Source organism: Streptomyces sp. NPDC031100 (assembly GCF_055570785.1).
The window spans coordinates 256,426-276,831 of record NZ_JBVIGN010000012.1; the positions used below are offsets into that span (position 1 = coordinate 256,426).

Consider the following 20,406-nt stretch of genomic DNA (forward strand, 5'->3'; position numbering starts at 1 on the left):
TGAGAACGGCTGTTACTACTTGAAGCGCAAGGCCTTCATCAGCTTCAGACTGCGGCTCATGAACGCCGCGTACTTCTCGTCGTCCATCCCCAGCGACGGCGCCATCGGCAGCAGCCGCTGCTCGGCCACCGTCTGGGCCTCGGTGTACTTGAGGATGCCCTCGGAGCCGTGGCGGCGGCCGAGGCCGGAGTCCTTCATGCCGCCCATCGGGGACTGGACGCTGCCGTAGGCGGGGGCGTAGCCCTCGTTGACGTTGACCGTGCCGGTGCGCAGCCGGGAGGAGATGTCCTGGCCGCGGCGGGCGCTCCTGGTCCACACGGACGCGTTCAGGCCGTACGGCGTGGAGTTGGCGCGCTCGACCGCCTCGTCGTCGGTCTTGAACCGGTAGATGGACACGACCGGCCCGAAGGTCTCCTCCTCGCACACGGCCATGGAGTCCTCGACGCCGTCGAGGACGGTCGGCTCGAAGAAGTACGGGCCGATGTCCGGGCGGGCCACACCGCCCGCGACCACCTTGGCGCCCTTGGCGACGGCCTCCTCCACGTGCCGTTCGACGGTCTTCAGCTGCCGCTCGCCGACCAGCGAGCCCATGTCGGCCCCGTAGGCGAGGGAGTTGCCGAGCCGCATGGCCCTGGTGCGGGCGGCGAAGCGCTCCAGGAAGGCGTCTGCGATGGACTCGTGGACGTACAACCGCTCGATGGAGATGCAGAGTTGGCCGGCCGAGGAGAAGCAGGCGCGTACGGCGCCGGCGGCGGCCTTCTCGATGTCGGCGTCGTCCAGCACCAGCATGGCGTTCTTGCCGCCGAGTTCGAGGGAGACACCGACCAGGCGGGCGGCGGCACCCTGGGCGACCTCGCGCCCTGTGCGGGTGGAGCCGGTGAAGGAGACGTAGTCGGCGTGCCTGACGACCTCCGGGCCGACGACCGGGCCCTCGCCGAGCACGACCTGGAAGACGTCGGCGGGCAGTCCGGCCTCGATGAGCAGGTCACGGGCCCACAGGGCGGTCAGGCAGGTCTCGGTGTCCGGCTTCATCACGACCGCGTTGCCCGCGGCGAAGGCGGGCAGCGCGTCGCCGACGGACAGCTCCAGAGGGTAGTTCCAGGGGGCGATCTGGCCGACCACCCCGCGCGGGTGGCGGAGTTCGGTGACCTTCGTCAGGGTCGGCATGGCGCCGGCGTGCCGCTTGGGCCGCAGGTAGGCGGGGGCCTTGCGGCCGTAGTGGCGGGCCGCGACGGCGACGGCCTGGACCTCCTCGTGCGCGTGCAGGCGGGCCTTGCCGGTCTCCAGCTGGATGAGGTCGAGGACCTCGGCCTGGCGCTCCAGCACCAGGTCGTGGAAGCGGAGCAGCACGGCGGCCCGCTGCCGTACCGGCGTCCTCTCCCACACCGCCTGTGCGGCGCGGGCGGCCTGGAAGGCCTCCCTCACGTCCTCGGGGGTGGACTCGGGCAGGTCGGCCAGCTTCTCGCCGGTGAACGGGGTGTGGTTGGCGGTACGTCCTGAGCCGGCGACGCCCTTGGTCAGCTGGGCCACCAGCTCGGGGGTGACCACGTCGGCAGCGGTGCGGGCGCCCTCGGGGGCGGGCGCGAGGGGGTTGGTGCCGGTGATGTCCGGGGCCTGCGAGTCCGTCATGACGCGCAGGGTATGCCGCAGCGGAGGCTTTGGGTACCCGTCGGTAACGGGGATTCACGGAGTGCTCACACGGCGCCAGTGATCACTGGCAGCGAATGAGCTGATCAGCGGGTTGTCGGGGTGACGATCACTCGGCTCCGGGTTTTTTCGCGAGGAGGAGACCGAGCGCGGCGAGGGGGGTGCGCGGTCGGGCGGAGGGGGTCGGGGCGGGGACGGAGGCGGGCGGCACGGGCTGGGGTTCCGGCTCGGGCTCGGGTGGTGCCTCCTCCACGGGCGTCACCCCCGCGCAGACCTGCAGTGCCGCCGCGACCTCCGCCGCGCCCGGCCGCGCCTCCGGCTCCGGCGCGTGCAGCCGGGTCAGCAGCGGGCCGAGCGGGCCGGCGTCCCCGCCCTCGACGGCGGCGGCGAGGAGCGCGCCCAGCGACCACAGGTCGGAGGCCGGCCCCGCGCCGGGGCCCGAGGCCCGCTCGGGGGCGACGAACGCGGCGGGAGCCTCCTCGGCGTTCCCGTCACCCGTCCCGACGTCGTGCCCGTCCCCGGTCCCGAAGTCGGTGAGGACGACCCTGCCGGTGCCGGACTCGATCAGCACGTTGGCGGGTTTGACGTCCCGGTGCACGATCCCGACGGCGTGCGCGGCCCGCAGCGCACCGAGGACCGCGAGCCCGACCCGGGCGGCCTCGGCGGGCGGGAGGGGGCCGCGCCGGACCAGCTCCCGCAGCGACTCGCCCTCGACCAACTCCATGACGATCCAGGGGACTCCGTCCTCGCTGACGACGTCGTGGATCGTGACGGCGGAGGGGTGCCGCACCCGCGCGGCGGCCCGGGCCTCGTGGTGGAGCCGTTGCGCGACACTCCCCCACTGCCTGAAGGGCGTGGAAGGTACCCCCGGGCTCTCCTCGTCGTCGGCCGGATCGGCGGGCAGCGCGAGCTCCTTGACGGCGACCTGCCCCGGCCCCCGCTCGTCCCGGGCGCGCCAGACGGTTCCGGTCGGGCCGGACCCGATCCGCTCGACCAGCCGGTAGCGCCCACCGATCAGACGTCCGTCGGGCGGGAGTTCGCCGTCTCCACTCATGGCACATGAGTACCGTGCGCACCATGCCCTTGTCGAAGCGGGCGGTCAGACGGGGGAACGGTCAGACGGGCGAACGGTCAGGCTGCCCATCGGTGCAGGGTGAACTCCCCGCCCTCCTTGCGCACTTCCACCGCGCCCGCGTCGGCGAAGTGGGCGGGGACCACCAGGGCCCGCTCGTCGGCGGCGCGTTCGAGCACCCGGAGCCGGGTCTCGGCCGCCTGCCGCGGGTCGAGGCAGAAGCAGCTGCTGCACTCGGGGCGCAGGATCTGCACCGGGCTGTGCAGCATGTCCCCGACGAACACGGCCCGTTCTCCGCGCGATTCCAGGCGCAGGACGGAGGAGCCCGGGGTGTGGCCGGGGGCGGACTCCAGGACGAGATGCTCGTCGATGCGGTACGCGCCGTCCCACACCACGGCCTGCCCGGACCGGTGCACGGGCGCGATGCTGTCCTCGTAGAGGAGCCGGTCGTCCACGCGCACACCGCCGCCGTAGCCGCCCTCGGGCCCGAAGTGGTGGTCGTCGGCGGCCGGCAGGAGGTACCGGGCACCCGGGAACGTGGGCGCCCACACGCCGTCGGCGTCGTGGGTGTTCCAGCCGACGTGGTCGGCGTGGATGTGGGTGTTCACCACGAAGTCGACGTCTCCCGGGTCCACGCCGGCCTGCCGCAGCCGCCCCGGCAGGTCGCCCTGGCGCCGGTGGAACAGCGGGTTCCCGGGGCGTTCCCGGTCCCTGCCCACGCCGGTGTCGACCAGCACCGTCCGTCCGGCGCTGCGCACCACCCAGGTCTGCAGGGCGGACACGGCGAGGTCGGCGCCGGGCTCCCAGTGGCCGGGCACGAGCTGCTCCTCGTGCTCCTTCCACACCTCCGCGCCGCAGTCCGGGACGAGCTGCCGGGCCGCCGCGAACGGCCCCTGCCACTCGACGACGCGTCGGACCTCGACGTCCCCGACCATGAACCTCTGCACGTTGTCGTCAGTCATGCCTACGACCCTAGGAACCATAGGTGAGCATCCCAATGCTCATCCGGCTCGATCGAATACGCTGACGTCTCATGGACGTGGTGAGCGATGCGATCTCCGCGGTCCGGGTGGGCCGGCCGTCCTCGAACCGGCTCCGGGTGAGCGGCCGCTGGTGCGTGCGGTTGGCGCCGTACGAGGGCGCCGGCTTCCATGTGGTCCTCGGCGGCGCCTGCCGGCTGCTGCCGGAGGGGGGCGGTGATCCCGTGGACCTGGGCACGGGCGATGTCGTGCTGCTGCCGCACGGAGCCGGGCACGTGCTGGCGCACGCGGCGGCGGGGCCGGCCGAGGTGCGGCGGGCGGTGCCGTTCGAGGAGGTGCGGGACGCGGACGTACGGCTCCCCGGGGACGGGCCCGAAGTGGAGCTGCTGTGCGGCAAGTACCGGCTGGACCGCAGCCGGGCGCATCCCTTGATGGCGGAGCTGCCGGAGACGGTGCACCTGCGCAACCGGATGGACGCACATCCCGAGCTGCGTGCAGCGGTGGATCTCCTGGCCAGGGAGCTGACCGGCACCCGGCCGGGATCGGCCCTCGCCCTCCCCGGTCTGCTGGACCTGCTGCTGATCTACCTGATCCGGGCGTGGATGACGGAGGCGTCGACCGGCGTGTGGCCGACGGCCCTGACCGACCCGGCTACGGCGGCCGCGCTGCGCGCCCTGCACACCGACCCCGCGGCCCCCTGGACGAACGACCTGCTGGCCGCGCAAGCGGGCGTCTCCCGTGCCACCCTGTCCCGCCGCTTCACCTCACTCGTCGGCCGCCCCCCGATGGCGTACCTCACCTGGTGGCGCCTGACCCGGGCGGCGACCCTCCTGCGCGACTCGGACGTGCCCCTGGCCACGGTGGCCCGGGAGTCCGGCTACGGCAGCCCGTACGCCCTCTCGCATGCGTTCAGCCGGGAGTTCGGGACGACGCCGGGGAGGTACCGGGAGAAGGTCCGGGCCGACCGGCCGGACCTCAGGGCTTCCTGAGGTCCAGGTTCGCGATCGCCGCCTTCGCCACCTCCCGGCCCCGGGCCGTGAAGTCGCCCTTGCCCGGGTGGGCGACGGTGTTCGTGGCGGCCTCTCTGCCGCGGTACGTGGCGTCGTCGTCCGGGTGCGTCTTCGCGCCCTTGGGCATGTCGAGGTCGTACTCGCCCTCGTTCTTGAACTTCTCGTCGTCGGCCCGCATCTGGGCCACCGCATTGCTCTTGATCGCGTTCAGGGAGTCGTCCGACTTCCGCGAAGGGGTCGGCGAGGAGCAGGTAACCGGCCGCCACGGCCGCGACCACGGCGGCGCCCGCCCCCAGCCAGACCTTCCGTCCCCTGCGCGGGGCACGGGTGACCTGCACGCGCTGGGTGGGCTCCGGCGCCGGCGGGTTCGCGGCCCCTTCCAGCAGGGCACGGACCTGCGCCGCCGTCGGACGGCGGGCGGGGTCCTTCCGGAGCAGGCTGTTGACGGCCTCGGCCAGCGGGCCCTGCGCGGCGGCGGGCGCGGCCGGGGTGGCGTTGAGGACGGACTGGAGGGTGTCCGGGAGTTCGTCTCGCCCTCGATCTGCGCGATGCCGAAGTCCGTGAGCACGACCCGGTCGTACCGGCCCAGCAGCACGCTGTCCGGTTTCACGTCCCGGTGCAGGACGCCCGCCGCATGTGCCGCCTCAAGCGCGCCGAGCACCTGGAGACCGATCCGGGCCGCCGCGCGCGCCTCGCGGCGCATCCGCTCGAAGGCGTTGGCGCGTTCCCACTAGGGAAGATGGTCGGGTACCCGGGGTTCCTTGACGGCGACCTCGCGGTCCACCATCTCGTCCTCGGCCCGCCACACCGTGCCCATCCCGCCGTGGCCCAGCTTGGCGAGCAGCCGGTACCGCCCGGCGGAGACGAACCGGTCACAGAGCCGTGACCGAGAAGGTGTCCACGGCCACGTCGAAGTGCTCCCGTGCCTCACGGACCTTGCCGACCGGCGCCGACACCCACACGTCGTACATCCGCCCGCCCTCCTCCCAGCACAGGTCGTAGGTGTGGCGCGGGCCCTCCGCGGCGCTGAAGCCGTCCCAGGTGAACTCCCAGAGCGCGGCGGGGTGTCCGGCGTGCGTGGTCCTGGTGACCCGGCCGTCGTGGTAACCGGGGTTGTGGCTGGCCCGTCGGCCGCGGAACGGTTCAGCACCGCGACGGGGCCGCCCGGTTCGGGCTCGGCGACCTTGATGCCGAGGCGGAAGGTCTGCCCCGGGGAGAGGTAGAAGACCCGCTCGCCCTGCCGTTCGCGGGTGAAGTCCTGCGGTACGGCCAGGGAGAAGCCGGCCGGGTCGCGGGCGGTGCGGTAGCCGGAGGGTGCGGTGTGGGTGGCGGAGGCCGACGAGGAGGGTGTCGTGGCAGTGGAGGACGGTGTGGGTGAAGGGGAAGGTGATGAGGAACTGCTCGTCCGCGTCGGCGGGCTGGTCGTCGTACGGCTCGGTGTGCCGCCTCCCCCGTGCCCGCCCTGGTTCAGCAGCAGGGCCGCCGCCGACACGCCCGCCCCGGCCACCGCGGCCACGAGCAGCGCCGCGACCAGCACGCCGCGCGCGGACTGGCGTGCGGCCGGGGCCTGTTCGGCGGTGGGCGCCGACGGCGCGAGCGAGCCGCGCGGCACGTCGTGCTGGGTCGGCGTGTAGGGGATCACGGGCGTACGGCCTCGGGAGTCACCGGTCCGGGGCGTGCGGCCCGGCCCCGGGGTGCCCGGGGTGGCCGGGGTGCGGCCGGTCTCCAGGAACGTCCGCAGCATCAGCTCGGCGTCCGCCGCGCCCAGCCGCCGCTCGGGGTCGCGCTCCAGCAGCCCCCGTACGACGGGCAGCAGCGGCTCCGCCTGCGCGGGTGGCCGGATCTCGGCGGCGACGACGGCGTGCAGGATGCCGCCGATCGAGTCGCGCCGGAACGGGGACTCGCCGCTGAGCACCGCGCACAGCAGCGCGCCGACCGACCACAGGTCGGACTCCGGCCCGGTCCGGACGCCGGACATCCGCTCGGGAGCGGTGTACTCGGGCGAGCCGACGAAGGAGCCGGTCTCGGTGAGCGTGGTGGCGCCCGCGACCTGCGCGATACCGAAGTCGGTGAGCACGACCCGGTCGGTGCCGGACTCGATCAGCACGTTCGCGGGTTTGATGTCCCGGTGCAGCACCCCGGCCGCGTGCGCGGTGTGCAGCGCGCTCAGCAGGTCGATGCCGATCCGGGCCGCCTCCGCCGCGTCGACCGGGCCACCTGCGGCGATACGGTCGGCGAGGGAAACACCGTCGATCAATTCCATGACGATGTACGGCCGTTCGTCCTGCTCGATCACGTCGTGCACGACGATGATGTGCGGGTGGTGCAGCTGCGCGACCGCCCGTGCCTCGCGGAAGGTGCGCTCACGGCGACGACGGGCGTCGTCCTCGGTGAGGGAGTCGTCCGGGGCCAGCTCCTTGACCGCCACGAGGCGTCCCAGCACCTGGTCGCTCGCCCGCCAGACGACGCCCATCCCGCCGCGGCCGATCCGCGCCTGAAGGCGGTAACGGCCCGCGATCACACGGAAGTCGTCCCCCTCGGATCCCATGAGCCCCATCATGCCGCACCGGCCGCACACCTCCGGGACGGTCATCGGCCAAGCATCACCCGGTCAGCCGGAGTTCGGCTGCCAGCCCTTGAGGACCCACTTGAACTGTCTGCTCGTCTTCTCCCAGTCCTCTTCGGGCGTCGACATGTAGATCGCGTACTCCGTGCCCTCCCGCGAGTAGTACGTCTCCTCGACGGCGTGCCGCGGCCCGGGCACGTGGGGCGGGTCCTTCTTCAGCGCGGTCCAGGTGTACTCCCACAGCGAGCCCTTGCGGTCGCGGTAGGTGTTCGCCTTCATGGTCACGGTCTTGAAGCCGACCAGCCGCTGGAGCTGCTGCTCCAGGTCCTTCTGGTGCTGGTAGGCGTCGGCGAAGTCCGGGTCGGTGTCGATGGCGATGCGGACGAAGTGCTTGCCGCCGTCGGGGGTGTAGTCGATCTGCTTGAGGTTGCCCTTGATTTCGTACACCTTGCGCTTCCAGCCCTTGGGCAGGTAGAGGCTGAAGCCCTCCGGGTCGTCGTTGCGCACCCAGCTGTCGGGGACCGCGCCCTCCGGGCCCGGGCTGCTCGTGGCCGAGGTGGCCGGCGCCGGGGTCGCCCCGCCCGTCTCGGTGTCCTGCTGGAAGGCGCCCCACTGCTGGACGAGCACCGCGGCGCCGCCGCCGAGCACGGCCGCGACGGCGACGACCAGCGCGAGCGTGCGCAGCCGGCGCCGGGGGCGGGGGCGGACCGGTGCGCTGGGCGCGGGCCCCACCGCGGTCGGTCCCATGCCGGCCGGGCCGACCGCCGTCGGACCGGTGACGGAACGCCCTGCCGGGCCCGAGCGGTGTCCGGCCGCCGTCGTCCCGGAGCCGTAGCCCGAGGTGCCCGCTGCCGAGGTGTACGAACCGGAAGCGTAGGAACCGGAAGCGTGCGCACCGGAGACGTACGACCCGCTGGTGTCCACGCCCGCGCCCTGGGTCGGGACGAAGGCCTGCGCGGCGCTCGGCCGGCGGCCCTCCGCCGCCTCGGCGAGCATCTGCTCCGCCTCCTCCGCGCCCGGCCGCTGGGCCGGCTCCTTGCGCAGCAGGGCGGCGATCACGGGTCCGAGCGCGTCGGCGTGGCGGGGCTGCTCGACCTCCTCCTCGACGACCGCCTGCATGGTGCTCAGCGGCGAGGTGCGGCGGAACGGCGAGCGGCCCTCGACCGCCGTGTACAGCGTGGCGCCCAGCGCCCACAGGTCCGAGGACGGGCCGGGGTCGTGGCCGCGCACCCGCTCGGGAGCGAGGTAGTCGACCGAGCCGACGACCTCTCCGGTGCGGGTGATGGTGGTGTCGCCCTCGATCTGCGCGATGCCGAAGTCCGTGAGCAGCACCCGGCCGTCGCGGCCCAGCAGCACATTGCCGGGCTTGACGTCCCGGTGCAGCACACCGGCGGAGTGTGCGGCGCGCAGCGCCCGCAGCACCCACAGGCCGATCCGGGCGGCCTCGCGCGGTTCTATCCGGCCCCGCTCCTTGACCGCGTCGGCCAGCGAGTTGCCCTCGACCAGCTCCATCACGATCCACGGACGGCCGTCGTGTTCGAGCACGTCGTGGACGGTGACGACGGCGGAGTGGTTGATGCGCGCTGCGGCCCGGGCCTCGGCCCGGGTGCGGGCGAGCAGCACGGCCCGGTCGCTGTCGGAGACGTAGAGCGCGGCGGTCAACTCCTTGACGGCGACCGTCCGGTGCAGCACCTCGTCGCGGGCGCGCCACACCCGGCCCATGCCGCCGCTGCCGATGGAATCGGCAAGCCGGTAGCGGCCCGCTATCAGCAGGCCCTGCATCTGATTCACGTTGCCCCGCAATGCTCTTGACAGGGTCAGACTAAGGACCGGTCTGCCCTCTGGGAACAAGGGGGGTGCCAAGGTGACAGTCCTGTGACGCTTGTCCCTGCCCCCGTGTACAGGCCGCTCAACGCGTGTAGCGGTACGTCGCCGTGGCCTGCTCGTACAGCCGCGTCACCTCGTCCCGCTCGGCCTCCGGGCCCCGCACCTGGACGATGTGGTAGCGGCCGTTCAGCAGGATCGCCATGTTGCGCACGTACAGGTCGCGGCCCTGCGCGTCGGTCCAGGTGAACTGGCCCTCGGCCATGGTCCGTCCGCCGACCTCGATGGTTCTCAGACCGGTGGCGGTGGCCCAGCTGGAGTCCCGGTACGGCTGCAGTTCGCGCTCCTTGTCCCGCTGGTAGGCCATCGGGTCGCTGCCGTAGCTCGCGGCGCCGTCCCGGCCCGGCACGAGGAGCAGCTCGAAGTTCCCGTGCGCGTACACCACCTGGCCACTGCCGTTCTTGCCGGTGCGGTCCCAGCCCTTGGCGACGGCGACCTGGAAGCCGTCCGGGTCCGTGCGCAGGGTGAACCCGTCGGCGACCGCGCTGCCGCCGTCGGTCTGGGTCTCGGTGGCGGGTGCGGACGCCGAGGGGCCGCCGTCCGCGGACTGCCCGGACGACGGTGACGAGGTGCGGGAGGGCGCGGGGCTCGCCTGGCCCGCGCTGCCGGTGCGCTCGCTGCCGGCCGCGCCGCTCTCCCCCTGCTTCGGCATGAACAGCATCGCGTACGCCACCGCGCCCGCCAGCAGGAGCAGGATCAGCAGGAGCAGCGTCCGGCCGAGGCTGCGCGGGGAACGGGTCGCCTCCTCCCGGGCCCGCTTGTGCCGGCCGTGCGGATGGGTCGCGGGCAGCCCGGCGCGCCGCCGCCGCACCAGCTCGCCGCGGCGCCGGACGATCGGCAGCCGGCGCGGGTCGGCGGGCGGGACGGGCACGACATGGGTGCCGGCGTCCGGCTCGGGCGCGGAGCGCACCAGCGAGCGCAGCCAGCCGCTCAGCTCCTCGAAGTCCAGCCGGTCGGTGGGGTCCTGGCGCAGCAGCGACTCCACGACCGGGCGCAGCGGCCCGCACTCCTCGGCGAAGGCGGGCGGCTCCGCGCACACCAGCTGCACCAGCTCGGCCGTGGACTCCTCGGGGTAGGGCGCATGCCCCTGCACGGCCCGGAACAGCAACGCCCCGAGGGCCCACAGGTCGGTGGCAGGCCCGATCGGCGGCGCCAGCTGCCAGTTCTCGTGCACGGGCCCGGCCTGCTCCGGCGCCCATCGCTCGGTCACCGGCCCCACCACGGTCATCCGCACCTGCCGCGCCCGCTCAGCGGCCAGCGCGGTACCCGGGCCACGGCGTACGACACCGGGGGCGTCCCACTGGGGAGCCGGGGAGCCCTGCGCGGGGAGGGCGACGGGAGCCGCGCCCGCGGAGGGAGCGGGGGCCTGGCCCGGAAGGGCGGCGTGGCGGTCGGGGCCGAGGGTGCCCTGACCGGAGCCGCGCGCCGGACCGCCGGGCGCCTGGCCCGGTACGGGAAGCCGGCCGGAGCCGGGTGTCGTGCCGGGGCTTGGGGCTCCGGACGGCAGTCCGGGTCGCTGTCCGTCACCGCTCGGCGCGGTGGGCGTGCCGCTCGGGCCCGGGCGCGGTGAGGCACCGTGCCAGGGGGCACCGTGCACCCCGTAGGGGTCGGCGATCCTGCCGGGTGGCTGGGTGGCCTGGCCGGAGGAGTACGGCGGCCGGCCCGTGCCGTTGGTCCCGGCGTCGCCCTCGGCGGGCGGGCGGGCTCCGGGCAGGGCGGCGCGGCCGTTCTGCTGGGCTTCCTGCACCCGGGCCGCGGCCCGGGCTCCCGCGCGGTAGGCGGCGATGGCTCCGGCACGGGCGGCACGGATGTCGTCACCGCTCTCCAGGGCCCGTCGCCCCGGCGGTCCGGGGACCGTGGCCCCGCCCGGCCCCCCGTTCGCGCCCGGCCCCGCCAGCCCGCCGACCGCCCGCGCCTGGATCGCGGCCCGCCGCGCGGCCTCGGGATCCACCTCGGGCGACGGAACGGATCCCGTGGAGCCGACCGGACCGCTCACAGCCGCGACCGCACCACCGGCGCCATCGGCACCACCGGCACCTGCGGTACCCCGACCGCCCGTGCTGCCGATGGCGTCACCGGCCCCGCCGACCGCCGGCCCAGGCGCCCCCGCCGGCGCCTCCTGTCCGTCCTGCCCCGGCACCGGGTCGTACCCGCACAGGGCCTCCTCCGCCGCGCCGACCGCGAGGCCGGTCAGCATCACCCGGCCGTCGTCGCAGACGAGGACCGTGCGGGCGGTGAGATTGCGGTGCACCCAGCCGTGGGCGTGCAGCACCCGCAGCGCCATGAGGACGTCGGAGGCGACCTCGGCCGCCCGGTACGGCGTCAGCGGCTGCTCGGCCAGCAGCGCGGACAGCGGGCGGGCGGCCACCCACTCGCTGACGATCCACAGCGAGCCGCCCTCGGCGAACACGTCGAAGACCTGGTCCAGGCGCGGATGGTCGGGGATGCGGGCCGCCGCCTGCGCGGCCTCGACGGCACGCCGCACCGCCGGATCCGAGGGACGGCGGGTGGCGGTCCGCCCCGCCGGGGTGCGGCGCGCCCCGCGCTCTCGGGCGGTGAACCCCTCGGGCAGCCCCTCCGCGTCGAGCACCTCGGCCTCGACGACCTCCGGCAACGGCACCTGACGGACCAGCACTTCCTGGCCGCTGTAGGTGTCGAAGGCACGGGTCTCGGTCAGCTCGTACTCGTCGGAGGGCGGAAGCGGCAGGCGGTAGCGGTCGGCGAGCACCCGGCCCGCATAGTCGTCCACGTTGCCTCCCCCGGCCGCCTGGTCGTTCACATCCGTTCCCCATCGGCCCGTTCGGCATCCACATTCCGCTCCGTACGGTCCGCAACCATTCACGATACGTGCCGGAGGCAACCCGCATTGAGGGGATGACGGATTCTCACGGCCCCAAACAGGGCTCGTTCACATCACGACTTGGGCTCGAAGGACGTCGTCAGCGTCCTCCAGGTGTCCTTGCGCAGGTCGCTGTGCCAGGCCGCGTCCTTCGCGGTGTACATCAGTCCGTAACCGAGATGGTCGTTCACCACGAACCCCCGGTCGATCGAGCGGTACTTGGTGCCGCCCTCCGCGTAGGTGAACTCCCAGTCGGCCGTGTTCCAGCTGCGGTAGTCCACCTGCTCTATGCGGATCTTCTGGTACTGGGAGCGCACCATGTAGCGCTCCTGGTTCTTCCAGTCCGCCACCGGGTCGTCCTTGGGCGAGCTGGTCCAGCCGACGAGCAGCTTCTGACCGTCCGGCCCGGTGTAGCGGTCACCGGCCTGCCCGGTGGACTGGTACTTCCAGCCCTTGGGCAGCCCGATCGAGTACCCCTGGCCGCTCTTGCGGGTCCACTCCACCGGCGCGCTGCCGCCGCTCTTCGAGCCGGACGCGCCGTCGTCGTCGCTGCCGGACGGACTGGTGCTCGCCGCGTTCTCCGCGTCCGCGGCGTCGTCCGACCCGGAGCCGGCCGTGGCGGACGCCGAGGTGTCCCCGTCCGTCCGCGCACTGCTGTCGCTTCCCTTGCCGCCCGTGCCCTTGTCCTGCTTGGTGGCGGCACCGGCGCTCGCCGCGGCCTTGCCGCCGCTCTTGTTCCCCTTGTCGCCGTCCCCGCCGAGCGTGATGGCCAGCACGACGCCGATCACCGCGAGGACGACCACCACCGCGATGATCACCAGCGTCCGCTTGGGCACCACGTCGGTGAGCGGCGCCCTGGGCACCGGCCGCGGCGGCAGGTCCAGGTCCGGCGGCGGCACGACCGGCCACCCCGAACTCGACTTGTTCGCGCTGGAGTTCGGTACGGCCGCGGAACCCTTGGCCGGACCGGCCGGCCGGGTGGGTACTGCGCCGCCCGCCGCCCCGGAGGAGGCCGCACCGCTCTCCGCGGCCGGCCCACCGCCGTTGCCCGGCGCCGTAGCACCACCGTCGCTCTTCGGGCGCGCGGCGGCCGCCGCGGTGGCCGCCCCGGCCGCCTTGCGGACCGAACGCAGCGCCCCGCGCAGCTTCTCCCCGGCCTCCTCGCCCCGCTTGCCCTCGGGCGAGCCGGGCTGCGCCGGCAGCGGAACCACCCGAGTGGCGTCCATCGGCTCCGGCTCGGGCGCGTGGATCACCGCGTTGAGCATGGTCCGGGCGCCGGCGTCGTCGAGCCGCTTGGCCGGGTCCTTGCTGAGCAGGCCGTAGATGACGTCCTTGAGCGGGCCCGCGTTCTTGGGCTCCTCCAGGGGCTCGGTCATCACCGCGGTGAGCGTGGCGATCGCCGAGCCCTTGTCGTACGGCGGCACACCCTCGACCGACGCGTACAGCAGACCGCCCAGCGACCACAGGTCCGCCGCGGGGCCCGGCTTGTGCCCACGGGCACGCTCCGGGGAGATGTAGGAGGGGGCGCCGACGAGCATGCCGGTGGAGGTGATGGACGGGTCGCCCTCGACCTGCGCGATGCCGAAGTCGGTGAGCACGACCCGGCCGTCCTCGGCGATGAGCACGTTGGACGGCTTCACGTCACGGTGCAGGATGCCCTCGCGGTGCGCGGAGCGCAGCACGTCGAGGACGGCGAGACCGACCTCGGCCGCACGCCTGGGCTCCAGCACGCCGTCCTCGCGGATGACCTCGGCGAGGGACTTGCCCTCGACCAACTCCATGACGATCCAGGGCCGGTCGTCCTCGTCGACCACGTCGAAGACCGTCACCGCGCTGTTGTTGCGGATCCGGGCGATCGCCTTGGCCTCGCGCAGGGTGCGCGTGATCAGGCGCCGCTTCTCCTCCTCGTCGATGTTCGACGGGAACCGCAGCTCCTTGACGGCGACCGTCCGGCCCAGGGTCTCGTCCTCGGCACGCCACACCGTGCCCATTCCGCCCCGGCCCAGAACGTCTCCCAGCCGGTACCGCCCGGCGAGGAGACGACGCTCGCTCTTGTCCTGACGAGTCTCCTGACGGGATGTGCCCGCCCGCTCCGCCTCCGACATGCGTCCCCTCATGCAACCCGCCCTGACAGAGCCTCCATTGTCTCTCACCCGACAAGTGCCCAACGCCCAGGGTGCCCCTGACCCCGGCCCGGGCTCCGCACACCGGGAGACCCGCTGAGGCAGAAGTTCCGCTTACCGGGATGATGGGCCCGGGAAGAAGGGAGCCGGGATGCCGATGCTTCGGACAGTCCTGTCCATACCGGTCCTCCTGGCCCTGCTGCTCCCTCCCATCGCCTCCGATACCGACTCCGCGGACGGCGCCCCGGACGGCCACCCGGACGCAGTCCTCCCGCTGCTCGTCACCGAGGGCCGGGCGCCCGCCGCCGCCCTGCTCGCCCAGGACGGGGACCGCTCCCGCTACACGGCCGCCGGCCAGGGCATCGCGCGCGCCGACCACTTCCGCGCCGGCAGCATCACCAAGACCTTCGTCGCGACGGTCGTGCTGCAACTGGCCTCGGAACACCGGCTGTCCCTGTCCGACACGGTGGAGCGGCACCTGCCGGGACTGCTCCGCGGGCGCGGCACCGACGGACGGCACATCACCCTGCGCGCCCTGCTCACCCACACCAGCGGACTCGCCGACTTCACCCGGGCCACCGACGGGGTCGTCCCCCTGACTCCGCTTCAGGCCGTACGCATCGCTCTCGCCCTCCCTCCGGCCCGCCCGGGCCGCTACTCCTACTCCAACACCGACTACGTCCTGCTCGGCATGGTCGTCCGGCAGGTCACCGGCCACTCGTACGCCACCGAGATCCGGCGCCGGATCGTCGCTCCGCTCGGTCTTGCGGGCACCTCCCTTCCCGGATCCCGCACCTCGCTGCCCCTGCCGCACGGCCGTGCCTACGCCGCCGACGGCTCCGACGTCACCGAGCTCGACCCGCGCGTGGCCGGCGCGGCGGGTGAGCTGGTGACCACACTGGCCGGCCTCGACCGCTTCTATGCGGCGGTGCTCGGCGGTCGGCTGCTGCCCTCGCACTGGCTGCGCGAGATGCTCAACACCCGTGCCGCGCATGGCTCGTACGGCATGGGGATCTTTCCGGCAAAGCTCCCGTGCGGCATCACGGTGTGGGGACACAACGGCCGGATATCCGGCAGCTACGTGCGCACCGCAGCCACCGCCGACGGCCGGCATGTCCTTACGTTCCGCGTGAACACGACGGCGATTGCAGACACCGGCCTCGAAACCCGCCTGCTCGCCGCCGAGTTCTGCCCTCGCACCCGGTAGAACGGCCGGGGTTCGAGCAAAGATCCCAGTCGGGGCCACTCGTTCGGGTGATGATTGCCCTACAGCGGCACGATGTCCGGCGCCCCCAGCCGCGCCGCGTCCGCCGTGAGGTCGTCCGGCTGGAGCTGCGACTCCCGCTCGGCCTCGACCCGCTTCTCGTAGTGCTCCACCTCGCGCTCGATCTGGTCCTTGTCCCAGCCGAGCACGGGCGCCATCAGTTCGGCGGCCTCGCGGGCGCTGCGGGTGCCCCGGTCGAAGGTCTCGATGGAGATACGGGTGCGCCGGGTGAGCACGTCGTCCAGGTGCCGGGCACCCTCGTGCGAGGCGGCGTACACGACCTCGGCGCGCAGATAGTCGTCGGCGGCCTGGAGCGGCTCCCCGAGGGCGGGGTCGGCGGCGATGAGGTCCAGGATCTCCTCGGCCATCGAGCCGTAGCGATTGAGCAGGTGCTCCACGCGGACCACGTGCAGTCCGGTGCGGGCGGCGATCCGCGCCCGCGCGTTCCACATCGCCCGGTAGCCCTCCGCGCCGAGCAGCGGGATCTCCTCGGTGACACAGTCGGCGACCCGCATGTCCAGGCCGTGCACCGCCTCGTCGACGGCGTCCTTCGCCATCACCCGGTACGTCGTGTACTTGCCGCCCGCCACGACCACGAGCCCCGGCGCCGGATGCGCCACGGTGTGCTCGCGGGACAGCTTGCTGGTGGCGTCGGACTCGCCGGCCAGCAGCGGGCGCAGGCCCGCGTACACGCCCTGCACGTCGTCGCGGCTGAGCGGGACGGCGAGCACCGAGTTGACGTGCTCCAGCAGGTAGTCGATGTCTGCGCTGGAGGCGGCCGGGTGGGCCTTGTCCAGGTTCCAGTCGGTGTCGGTGGTGCCGACGATCCAGTGCCGGCCCCAGGGGATGACGAAGAGGACCGACTTCTCGGTGCGCAGGATCAGACCGGTGGTGGAGTGGATGCGGTCCTTGGGCACGACCAGGTGGATGCCTTTGGAGGCGCGGACGTGGAACTGGCCGCGCTCCCCCACCATGGCCTGCGTGTCGTCGGTCCACACGCCGGTGGCGTTGACGATCTGCTGGGCGCGGATCTCGTATTCCCCGCCGCCCTCCACGTCCTGCACCCGGGCGCCGACGACCCGCTCGCCCTCGCGCAGGAAGCCGGTCACGCGCGCGCGGTTGGCCGCCCTGGCGCCGTACGACACCGCCGTGCGCACCAGGGTCGCCACGAACCGGGCGTCGTCCATCTGGGCGTCGTAGTACTGCAGGGCGCCCACGAGGGCGTCCTTCTTCAGGCAGGGGGCCACGCGCAGGGCGTGACCGCGGGTCAGGTGCCGGTGCAGGGGCAGGCCCCGGCCGTGTCCGCGGGCCATGGACATCGCGTCGTACAGGGCCACGCCCGAGCCCGCGTACAGGCGCTCCCAGCCCTTGTGCTGGAGCGGGTAGAGGAACGGCACCGGCTTGACCAGGTGCGGGGCGAGCCGCTCCAGGAGCAGACCGCGCTCCTTCAGGGCCTCGCGGACCAGGGCGAAGTCGAGCATCTCCAGATAGCGCAGGCCGCCGTGGATGAGCTTGCTGGATCTGCTGGAGGTGCCGGACGCCCAGTCGCGGGCCTCGACCAGGCCGGTGGACAGACCGCGGGTGACGGCGTCCAGTGCGGTGCCGGCGCCGACCACTCCGCCGCCGACCACCAGCACGTCCAGCTCGCGCTCCGCCATCGCCGCCAGTGCCTCGGCGCGCTGCGCCGGACCCAGAGTCGCTGTCCTCACCGCTGCCTCCCGCTGTCGAACAACTCGCTCGCGTCGGCTGCACCCGGAGGGCGAAGCCCCGTCCGGCCGCACCCGGTGGGCGAAGCCCGGTTCACCCCCTCCTCATGCCCAAATTCTGACCGGCTTGCCCGACTTCAGCCACCACGGGCTTCCAACCTGTGGACAACAAGCGCACAACCCCGGGAAGACACACGAACACAATCCCACATAACGGTCATATTTACTCCTAGTGTGACAGTGCGCACGCTCCTGCAGTCCACAGCGGTTGCGCTTCTGCCCCACCTCGGTTACTGGGAAGGACGGCCCACCCATGCCCGCAGACCTCGCCGTCATCGGAATCGGTCCCTTCGGCCTGCCGCTCGCCCAGGCCGCGGTCGCCGCAGGGATTCCGACGATCGGGTACGCCACCGGCCACGAGGCGGGTTCGCTCAGCCCCGCCGAGCTGCGTCGGATGCATGCCGCGGGCTTTCGGCCCGGCACCGACGCGGCCCAGCTCGGCCGCGTGCGCACCGCTGTGATCTGCGCGCCCACCCCGCGCGGCGCCGACGGCGCGCTCGACCTCGGTCAGCTCGAGGCGGCCGCCCGCACCCTGGCCGAGCGGCTGCGCCCGCACACCACGGTCATCCTGGAGTCGCCGGTACTCCCCGGGACCACCGGGGAGTTCCTGCGCCCCCTGCTGGAGGAGGGCTCGAGGCTGCGCGCCGGCCGCGACTTCCACCTCGCCTACTCGCCCAGCCGGATCGACCCCGGCAACCGCGACCGCACCCCCGCCGGCACACCCAAGGTCATCGGCGGCCTCACCCCGGCCTGCACCGAGTCGGCCGCCGCCTTCTACGGGCGGATCACCGACAAGGTGGTCCGCGCGCGCGGGCTGCGCGAGGCGGAGACCGTGCAGCTGCTGGAGACCAACTACCGGCACGTGAACACCGCGCTCGTCAACGAGATGGCCGTCCTCTGCCACGAGCTGGGCGTCGACCTGTGGGACGTCATCCGCTGCGCCGAGACCAAGCCGTTCGGCTTCCAGGCGTTCCGGCCGGGCCCGGGCGTCGGCGGGCACGGCGTCCCGCAGGACCTCACCGGCCAGACGAGCCGCACGCTGCGCATGGTGGAGCTGGCCCAGCAGGTCAACCACCGCATGCCCCGCTACGTCGTCCAGCGTGCCGCCACGCTCCTGAACGAGCACGGCAAGTCCGCCCGCGGCGCCCGCGTCCTGCTCCTCGGCGTCACCTACAAGCCCGACGTCGCCGACCTGCAGGCCACACCCGCTCAGGAGATCGCCGTCCGGCTGATGGAGCTGGGTGCCTCGGTCAGCTACCACGACCCTTACGTGCCGTCTTGGAGCGTCCTGGACCGGCCTGTGCCGCGCGCGGACTCCTTGTACGAGGCGGCAGCCGACGCGGACCTGACGATCCTGCTCCAGCAGCATCGGACGTACGACCTGCAGGGCCTGTCGGTGAAGGCGCAACTACTGCTGGACACACGGGGGGCCACGCCCACGGGGGCGGCGCACCGGTTGTGAAAGGGGGCGCGTGGGGGTGCGGGGCCTGCGGGTCGGTGGCACAGGGGACTCGGCGCCGCTAGCGTACAGAGCACGAAAATCCGCAAGATCCACCCTCTTCGGTACCTCACCCGCTCGACGGCGGATCCGGTACCGTACGAATAGGTGGAGCCCACCGCAGAGGGCACTGCGGCAGGCTCCTGGAAGGAGATCGGAGTGTCCACCCCTACGCTTCTTGGGGGTGGCCGCTCACCTTCCGTAAATGCGCAAGATCCACCTCCTCCGGAACTTCACCAGCCGAAGCCGAATGCGGTCCCAGCGGGTGGGCTTGCGGTGACGGCCCATGGGCGCGCCCCCTTCCACGATGCCGACCAGAGACCCGGTAGGCGGTCCGTTTGGAATTCGGGCCGGGCCCCGAGGGCGGGGTCCGGACCATGTCCTTGGAAGGGGGCGCCCCAGAGAGCTTGGGTCGCCGATCACGGACACTATCGCCCCGCTACGCCCGTTCGGCCCACATTCGCCCCGAACGCAACCATGCGCCCCCTCCCCCACAACGCGCCCCCGTTCAGGCGCACTTGGGCATGCGAAAGGGCCGGTCACCCACGCAGGTGACCGGCCCTTCAGGCGTCGTGGCGACTACCGGCGGTGCTGCGAGTCCGCCACCGTAACCTCAACGCGCTGGAACTCCTTCAGCTCGCTGTACCCGGTCGTGGCCATGGCCCGACGCAGCGCACCGAAGAAGTTCATGGAACCGTCGGGGGTGTGCGACGGACCCGTCAGCACCTCCTCGATCGTGCCGACCGTGCCCAGGTCGACCTTCTTGCCGCGGGGCAGCTCCTCGTTGACGGCCTCCATGCCCCAGTGGTGGCCCTTGCCGGGCGCGTCCGTGGCACGGGCGAGCGGGGAGCCCATCATCACCGCGTCGGCGCCGCAGGCAATCGCCTTCGGGAGGTCGCCGGACCAGCCGACACCGCCGTCCGCGATCACGTGCACGTACCGGCCGCCGGACTCGTCCATGTAGTCGCGCCGGGCCGCGGCCACGTCGGCGACCGCGGTGGCCATCGGGACCTGGATGCCGAGCACGTTGCGCGTGGTGTGCGCGGCGCCGCCGCCGAAGCCGACCAGGACACCGGCCGCGCCGGTGCGCATCAGGTGCAGGGCGGCGGTGTAGGTGGCGCAGCCGCCGACGATCACCGGGACGTCCAGCTCGTAGATGAACTGCTTCAGGTTCAGCGGCTCGCTCGAGTGGGAGACGTGCTCCGCCGAGACCGTCGTACCGCGGATGACGAAGATGTCCACGCCCGCGTCCACGACCGCCTTGGAGAACTGGGCGGTGCGCTGCGGGGAGAGCGCGGCCGCCGTGACCACGCCGGAGTCGCGCACCTCCTTGATGCGGGCGCCGATCAGCTCCTCCTTGATGGGAGCCGCGTAGATCTCCTGGAGGCGGCGGGTCGCCTGCTCGGCGGGCAGCTCGGCGATCTCGTCGAGCAGCGGCTGCGGGTCCTCGTACCGCGTCCACAGGCCCTCGAGGTTGAGGACGCCCAGGCCGCCGAGCTCGCCGATGCGGATCGCGGTGGCCGGGGAGACGACGGAGTCCATGGGGGCGGCCAGGAAGGGCAGCTCGAAGCGGTAGGCGTCGATCTGCCAGGCGATCGAGACCTCCTTCGGGTCCCGCGTACGGCGGCTGGGGACGACGGCGATGTCGTCGAAGGCGTACGCCCGGCGGCCGCGCTTGCCGCGCCCGATCTCGATCTCAGTCACGTCTTGGCCTTTCCCTGATGCATTGCAGCGTCTTCCAGTATCGCCGACGGGTA

At 73.1% G+C, this 20,406-nt stretch carries 12 protein-coding genes and 2 pseudogenes; 3 read left to right on the plus strand and 11 right to left on the minus strand.

What is annotated here, in order from left to right; genetic code table 11:
* Nucleotides 1-15 precede the first annotated feature (15 nt).
* The 3 genes from ACZ5DS_RS31175 to ACZ5DS_RS31185 all read right to left on the minus strand — a co-directional run bounded on the left by ACZ5DS_RS31175 (nucleotide 16) and on the right by ACZ5DS_RS31185 (nucleotide 3,681).
* Entirely contained in the window at nucleotides 16-1,629 is a 1,614-nt protein-coding gene (locus ACZ5DS_RS31175) for a succinic semialdehyde dehydrogenase (protein WP_468245144.1), read from the minus strand.
* Between the two features lie 127 nt (nucleotides 1,630-1,756).
* Complete coding sequence (locus ACZ5DS_RS31180) at nucleotides 1,757-2,701, minus strand: serine/threonine-protein kinase (RefSeq protein ID WP_468245147.1); 945 nt, start codon at nucleotides 2,699-2,701, stop codon at nucleotides 1,757-1,759.
* A gap of 77 nt (nucleotides 2,702-2,778) precedes the next feature.
* Nucleotides 2,779-3,681, minus strand: a complete 903-nt coding sequence (locus tag ACZ5DS_RS31185) for an MBL fold metallo-hydrolase (RefSeq protein WP_468245149.1) — start codon at nucleotides 3,679-3,681, stop codon at nucleotides 2,779-2,781.
* Between the two features lie 71 nt (nucleotides 3,682-3,752).
* Between ACZ5DS_RS31185 and ACZ5DS_RS31190 the strand changes: the two genes are divergently transcribed.
* Nucleotides 3,753-4,688 carry an AraC family transcriptional regulator gene (locus ACZ5DS_RS31190; RefSeq protein ID WP_468245152.1) on the plus strand — a complete coding sequence of 312 codons (936 nt, stop codon included), beginning with the start codon at nucleotides 3,753-3,755 and terminating at the stop codon, nucleotides 4,686-4,688.
* On the opposite strand, the gene ACZ5DS_RS31195 is transcribed toward ACZ5DS_RS31190, so the two are convergent.
* The 6 genes and pseudogenes from ACZ5DS_RS31195 to ACZ5DS_RS31220 all read right to left on the minus strand — a co-directional run bounded on the left by ACZ5DS_RS31195 (nucleotide 4,675) and on the right by ACZ5DS_RS31220 (nucleotide 14,103).
* Entirely contained in the window at nucleotides 4,675-4,896 is a 222-nt protein-coding gene (locus tag ACZ5DS_RS31195) for a hypothetical protein (protein WP_468245311.1), read from the minus strand. The genes ACZ5DS_RS31190 and ACZ5DS_RS31195 overlap by 14 nt on opposite strands.
* Before the next feature lie 19 nt (nucleotides 4,897-4,915).
* Nucleotides 4,916-5,553: pseudogene (locus tag ACZ5DS_RS31200) on the minus strand (protein kinase domain-containing protein); the annotation flags it as partial.
* A gap of 28 nt (nucleotides 5,554-5,581) precedes the next feature.
* A pseudogene (locus ACZ5DS_RS31205) lies at nucleotides 5,582-7,257 on the minus strand (serine/threonine-protein kinase).
* Nucleotides 7,258-7,320: 63 nt separating this feature from the next.
* Nucleotides 7,321-9,057 carry a serine/threonine-protein kinase gene (locus ACZ5DS_RS31210; protein WP_468245154.1) on the minus strand — a complete coding sequence of 579 codons (1,737 nt, stop codon included), beginning with the start codon at nucleotides 9,055-9,057 and terminating at the stop codon, nucleotides 7,321-7,323.
* Nucleotides 9,058-9,184: 127 nt separating this feature from the next.
* On the minus strand, nucleotides 9,185-11,938 hold the full coding sequence (locus ACZ5DS_RS31215; protein ID WP_468245156.1) for a protein kinase: 2,754 nt from the start codon (nucleotides 11,936-11,938) through the stop codon (nucleotides 9,185-9,187).
* Between the two features lie 134 nt (nucleotides 11,939-12,072).
* Nucleotides 12,073-14,103 carry a serine/threonine-protein kinase gene (locus ACZ5DS_RS31220; RefSeq protein WP_468245299.1) on the minus strand — a complete coding sequence of 677 codons (2,031 nt, stop codon included), beginning with the start codon at nucleotides 14,101-14,103 and terminating at the stop codon, nucleotides 12,073-12,075.
* A gap of 169 nt (nucleotides 14,104-14,272) precedes the next feature.
* Between ACZ5DS_RS31220 and ACZ5DS_RS31225 the strand changes: the two genes are divergently transcribed.
* The gene (locus ACZ5DS_RS31225; protein ID WP_468245159.1) at nucleotides 14,273-15,328 is read left to right on the plus strand and encodes a serine hydrolase domain-containing protein; all 1,056 of its coding nucleotides are present in this window, start codon (nucleotides 14,273-14,275) and stop codon (nucleotides 15,326-15,328) included.
* Nucleotides 15,329-15,387: 59 nt separating this feature from the next.
* Here ACZ5DS_RS31225 and ACZ5DS_RS31230 read toward each other — a convergent pair whose 3' ends face one another.
* Complete coding sequence (locus ACZ5DS_RS31230; protein WP_468245162.1) at nucleotides 15,388-17,094, minus strand: glycerol-3-phosphate dehydrogenase/oxidase; 1,707 nt, start codon at nucleotides 17,092-17,094, stop codon at nucleotides 15,388-15,390.
* Between the two features lie 310 nt (nucleotides 17,095-17,404).
* On the opposite strand from ACZ5DS_RS31230, the gene ACZ5DS_RS31235 reads away from it, so the two are divergent.
* Nucleotides 17,405-18,613: a nucleotide sugar dehydrogenase gene (locus tag ACZ5DS_RS31235; protein ID WP_468245164.1), complete on the plus strand. Its 1,209-nt coding sequence runs from the start codon at nucleotides 17,405-17,407 to the stop codon at nucleotides 18,611-18,613.
* A gap of 615 nt (nucleotides 18,614-19,228) precedes the next feature.
* On the opposite strand, the gene ACZ5DS_RS31240 is transcribed toward ACZ5DS_RS31235, so the two are convergent.
* Nucleotides 19,229-20,353: a GuaB3 family IMP dehydrogenase-related protein gene (locus ACZ5DS_RS31240; protein ID WP_468245166.1), complete on the minus strand. Its 1,125-nt coding sequence runs from the start codon at nucleotides 20,351-20,353 to the stop codon at nucleotides 19,229-19,231.
* Between the last annotated feature and the right edge of the window lie 53 nt (nucleotides 20,354-20,406).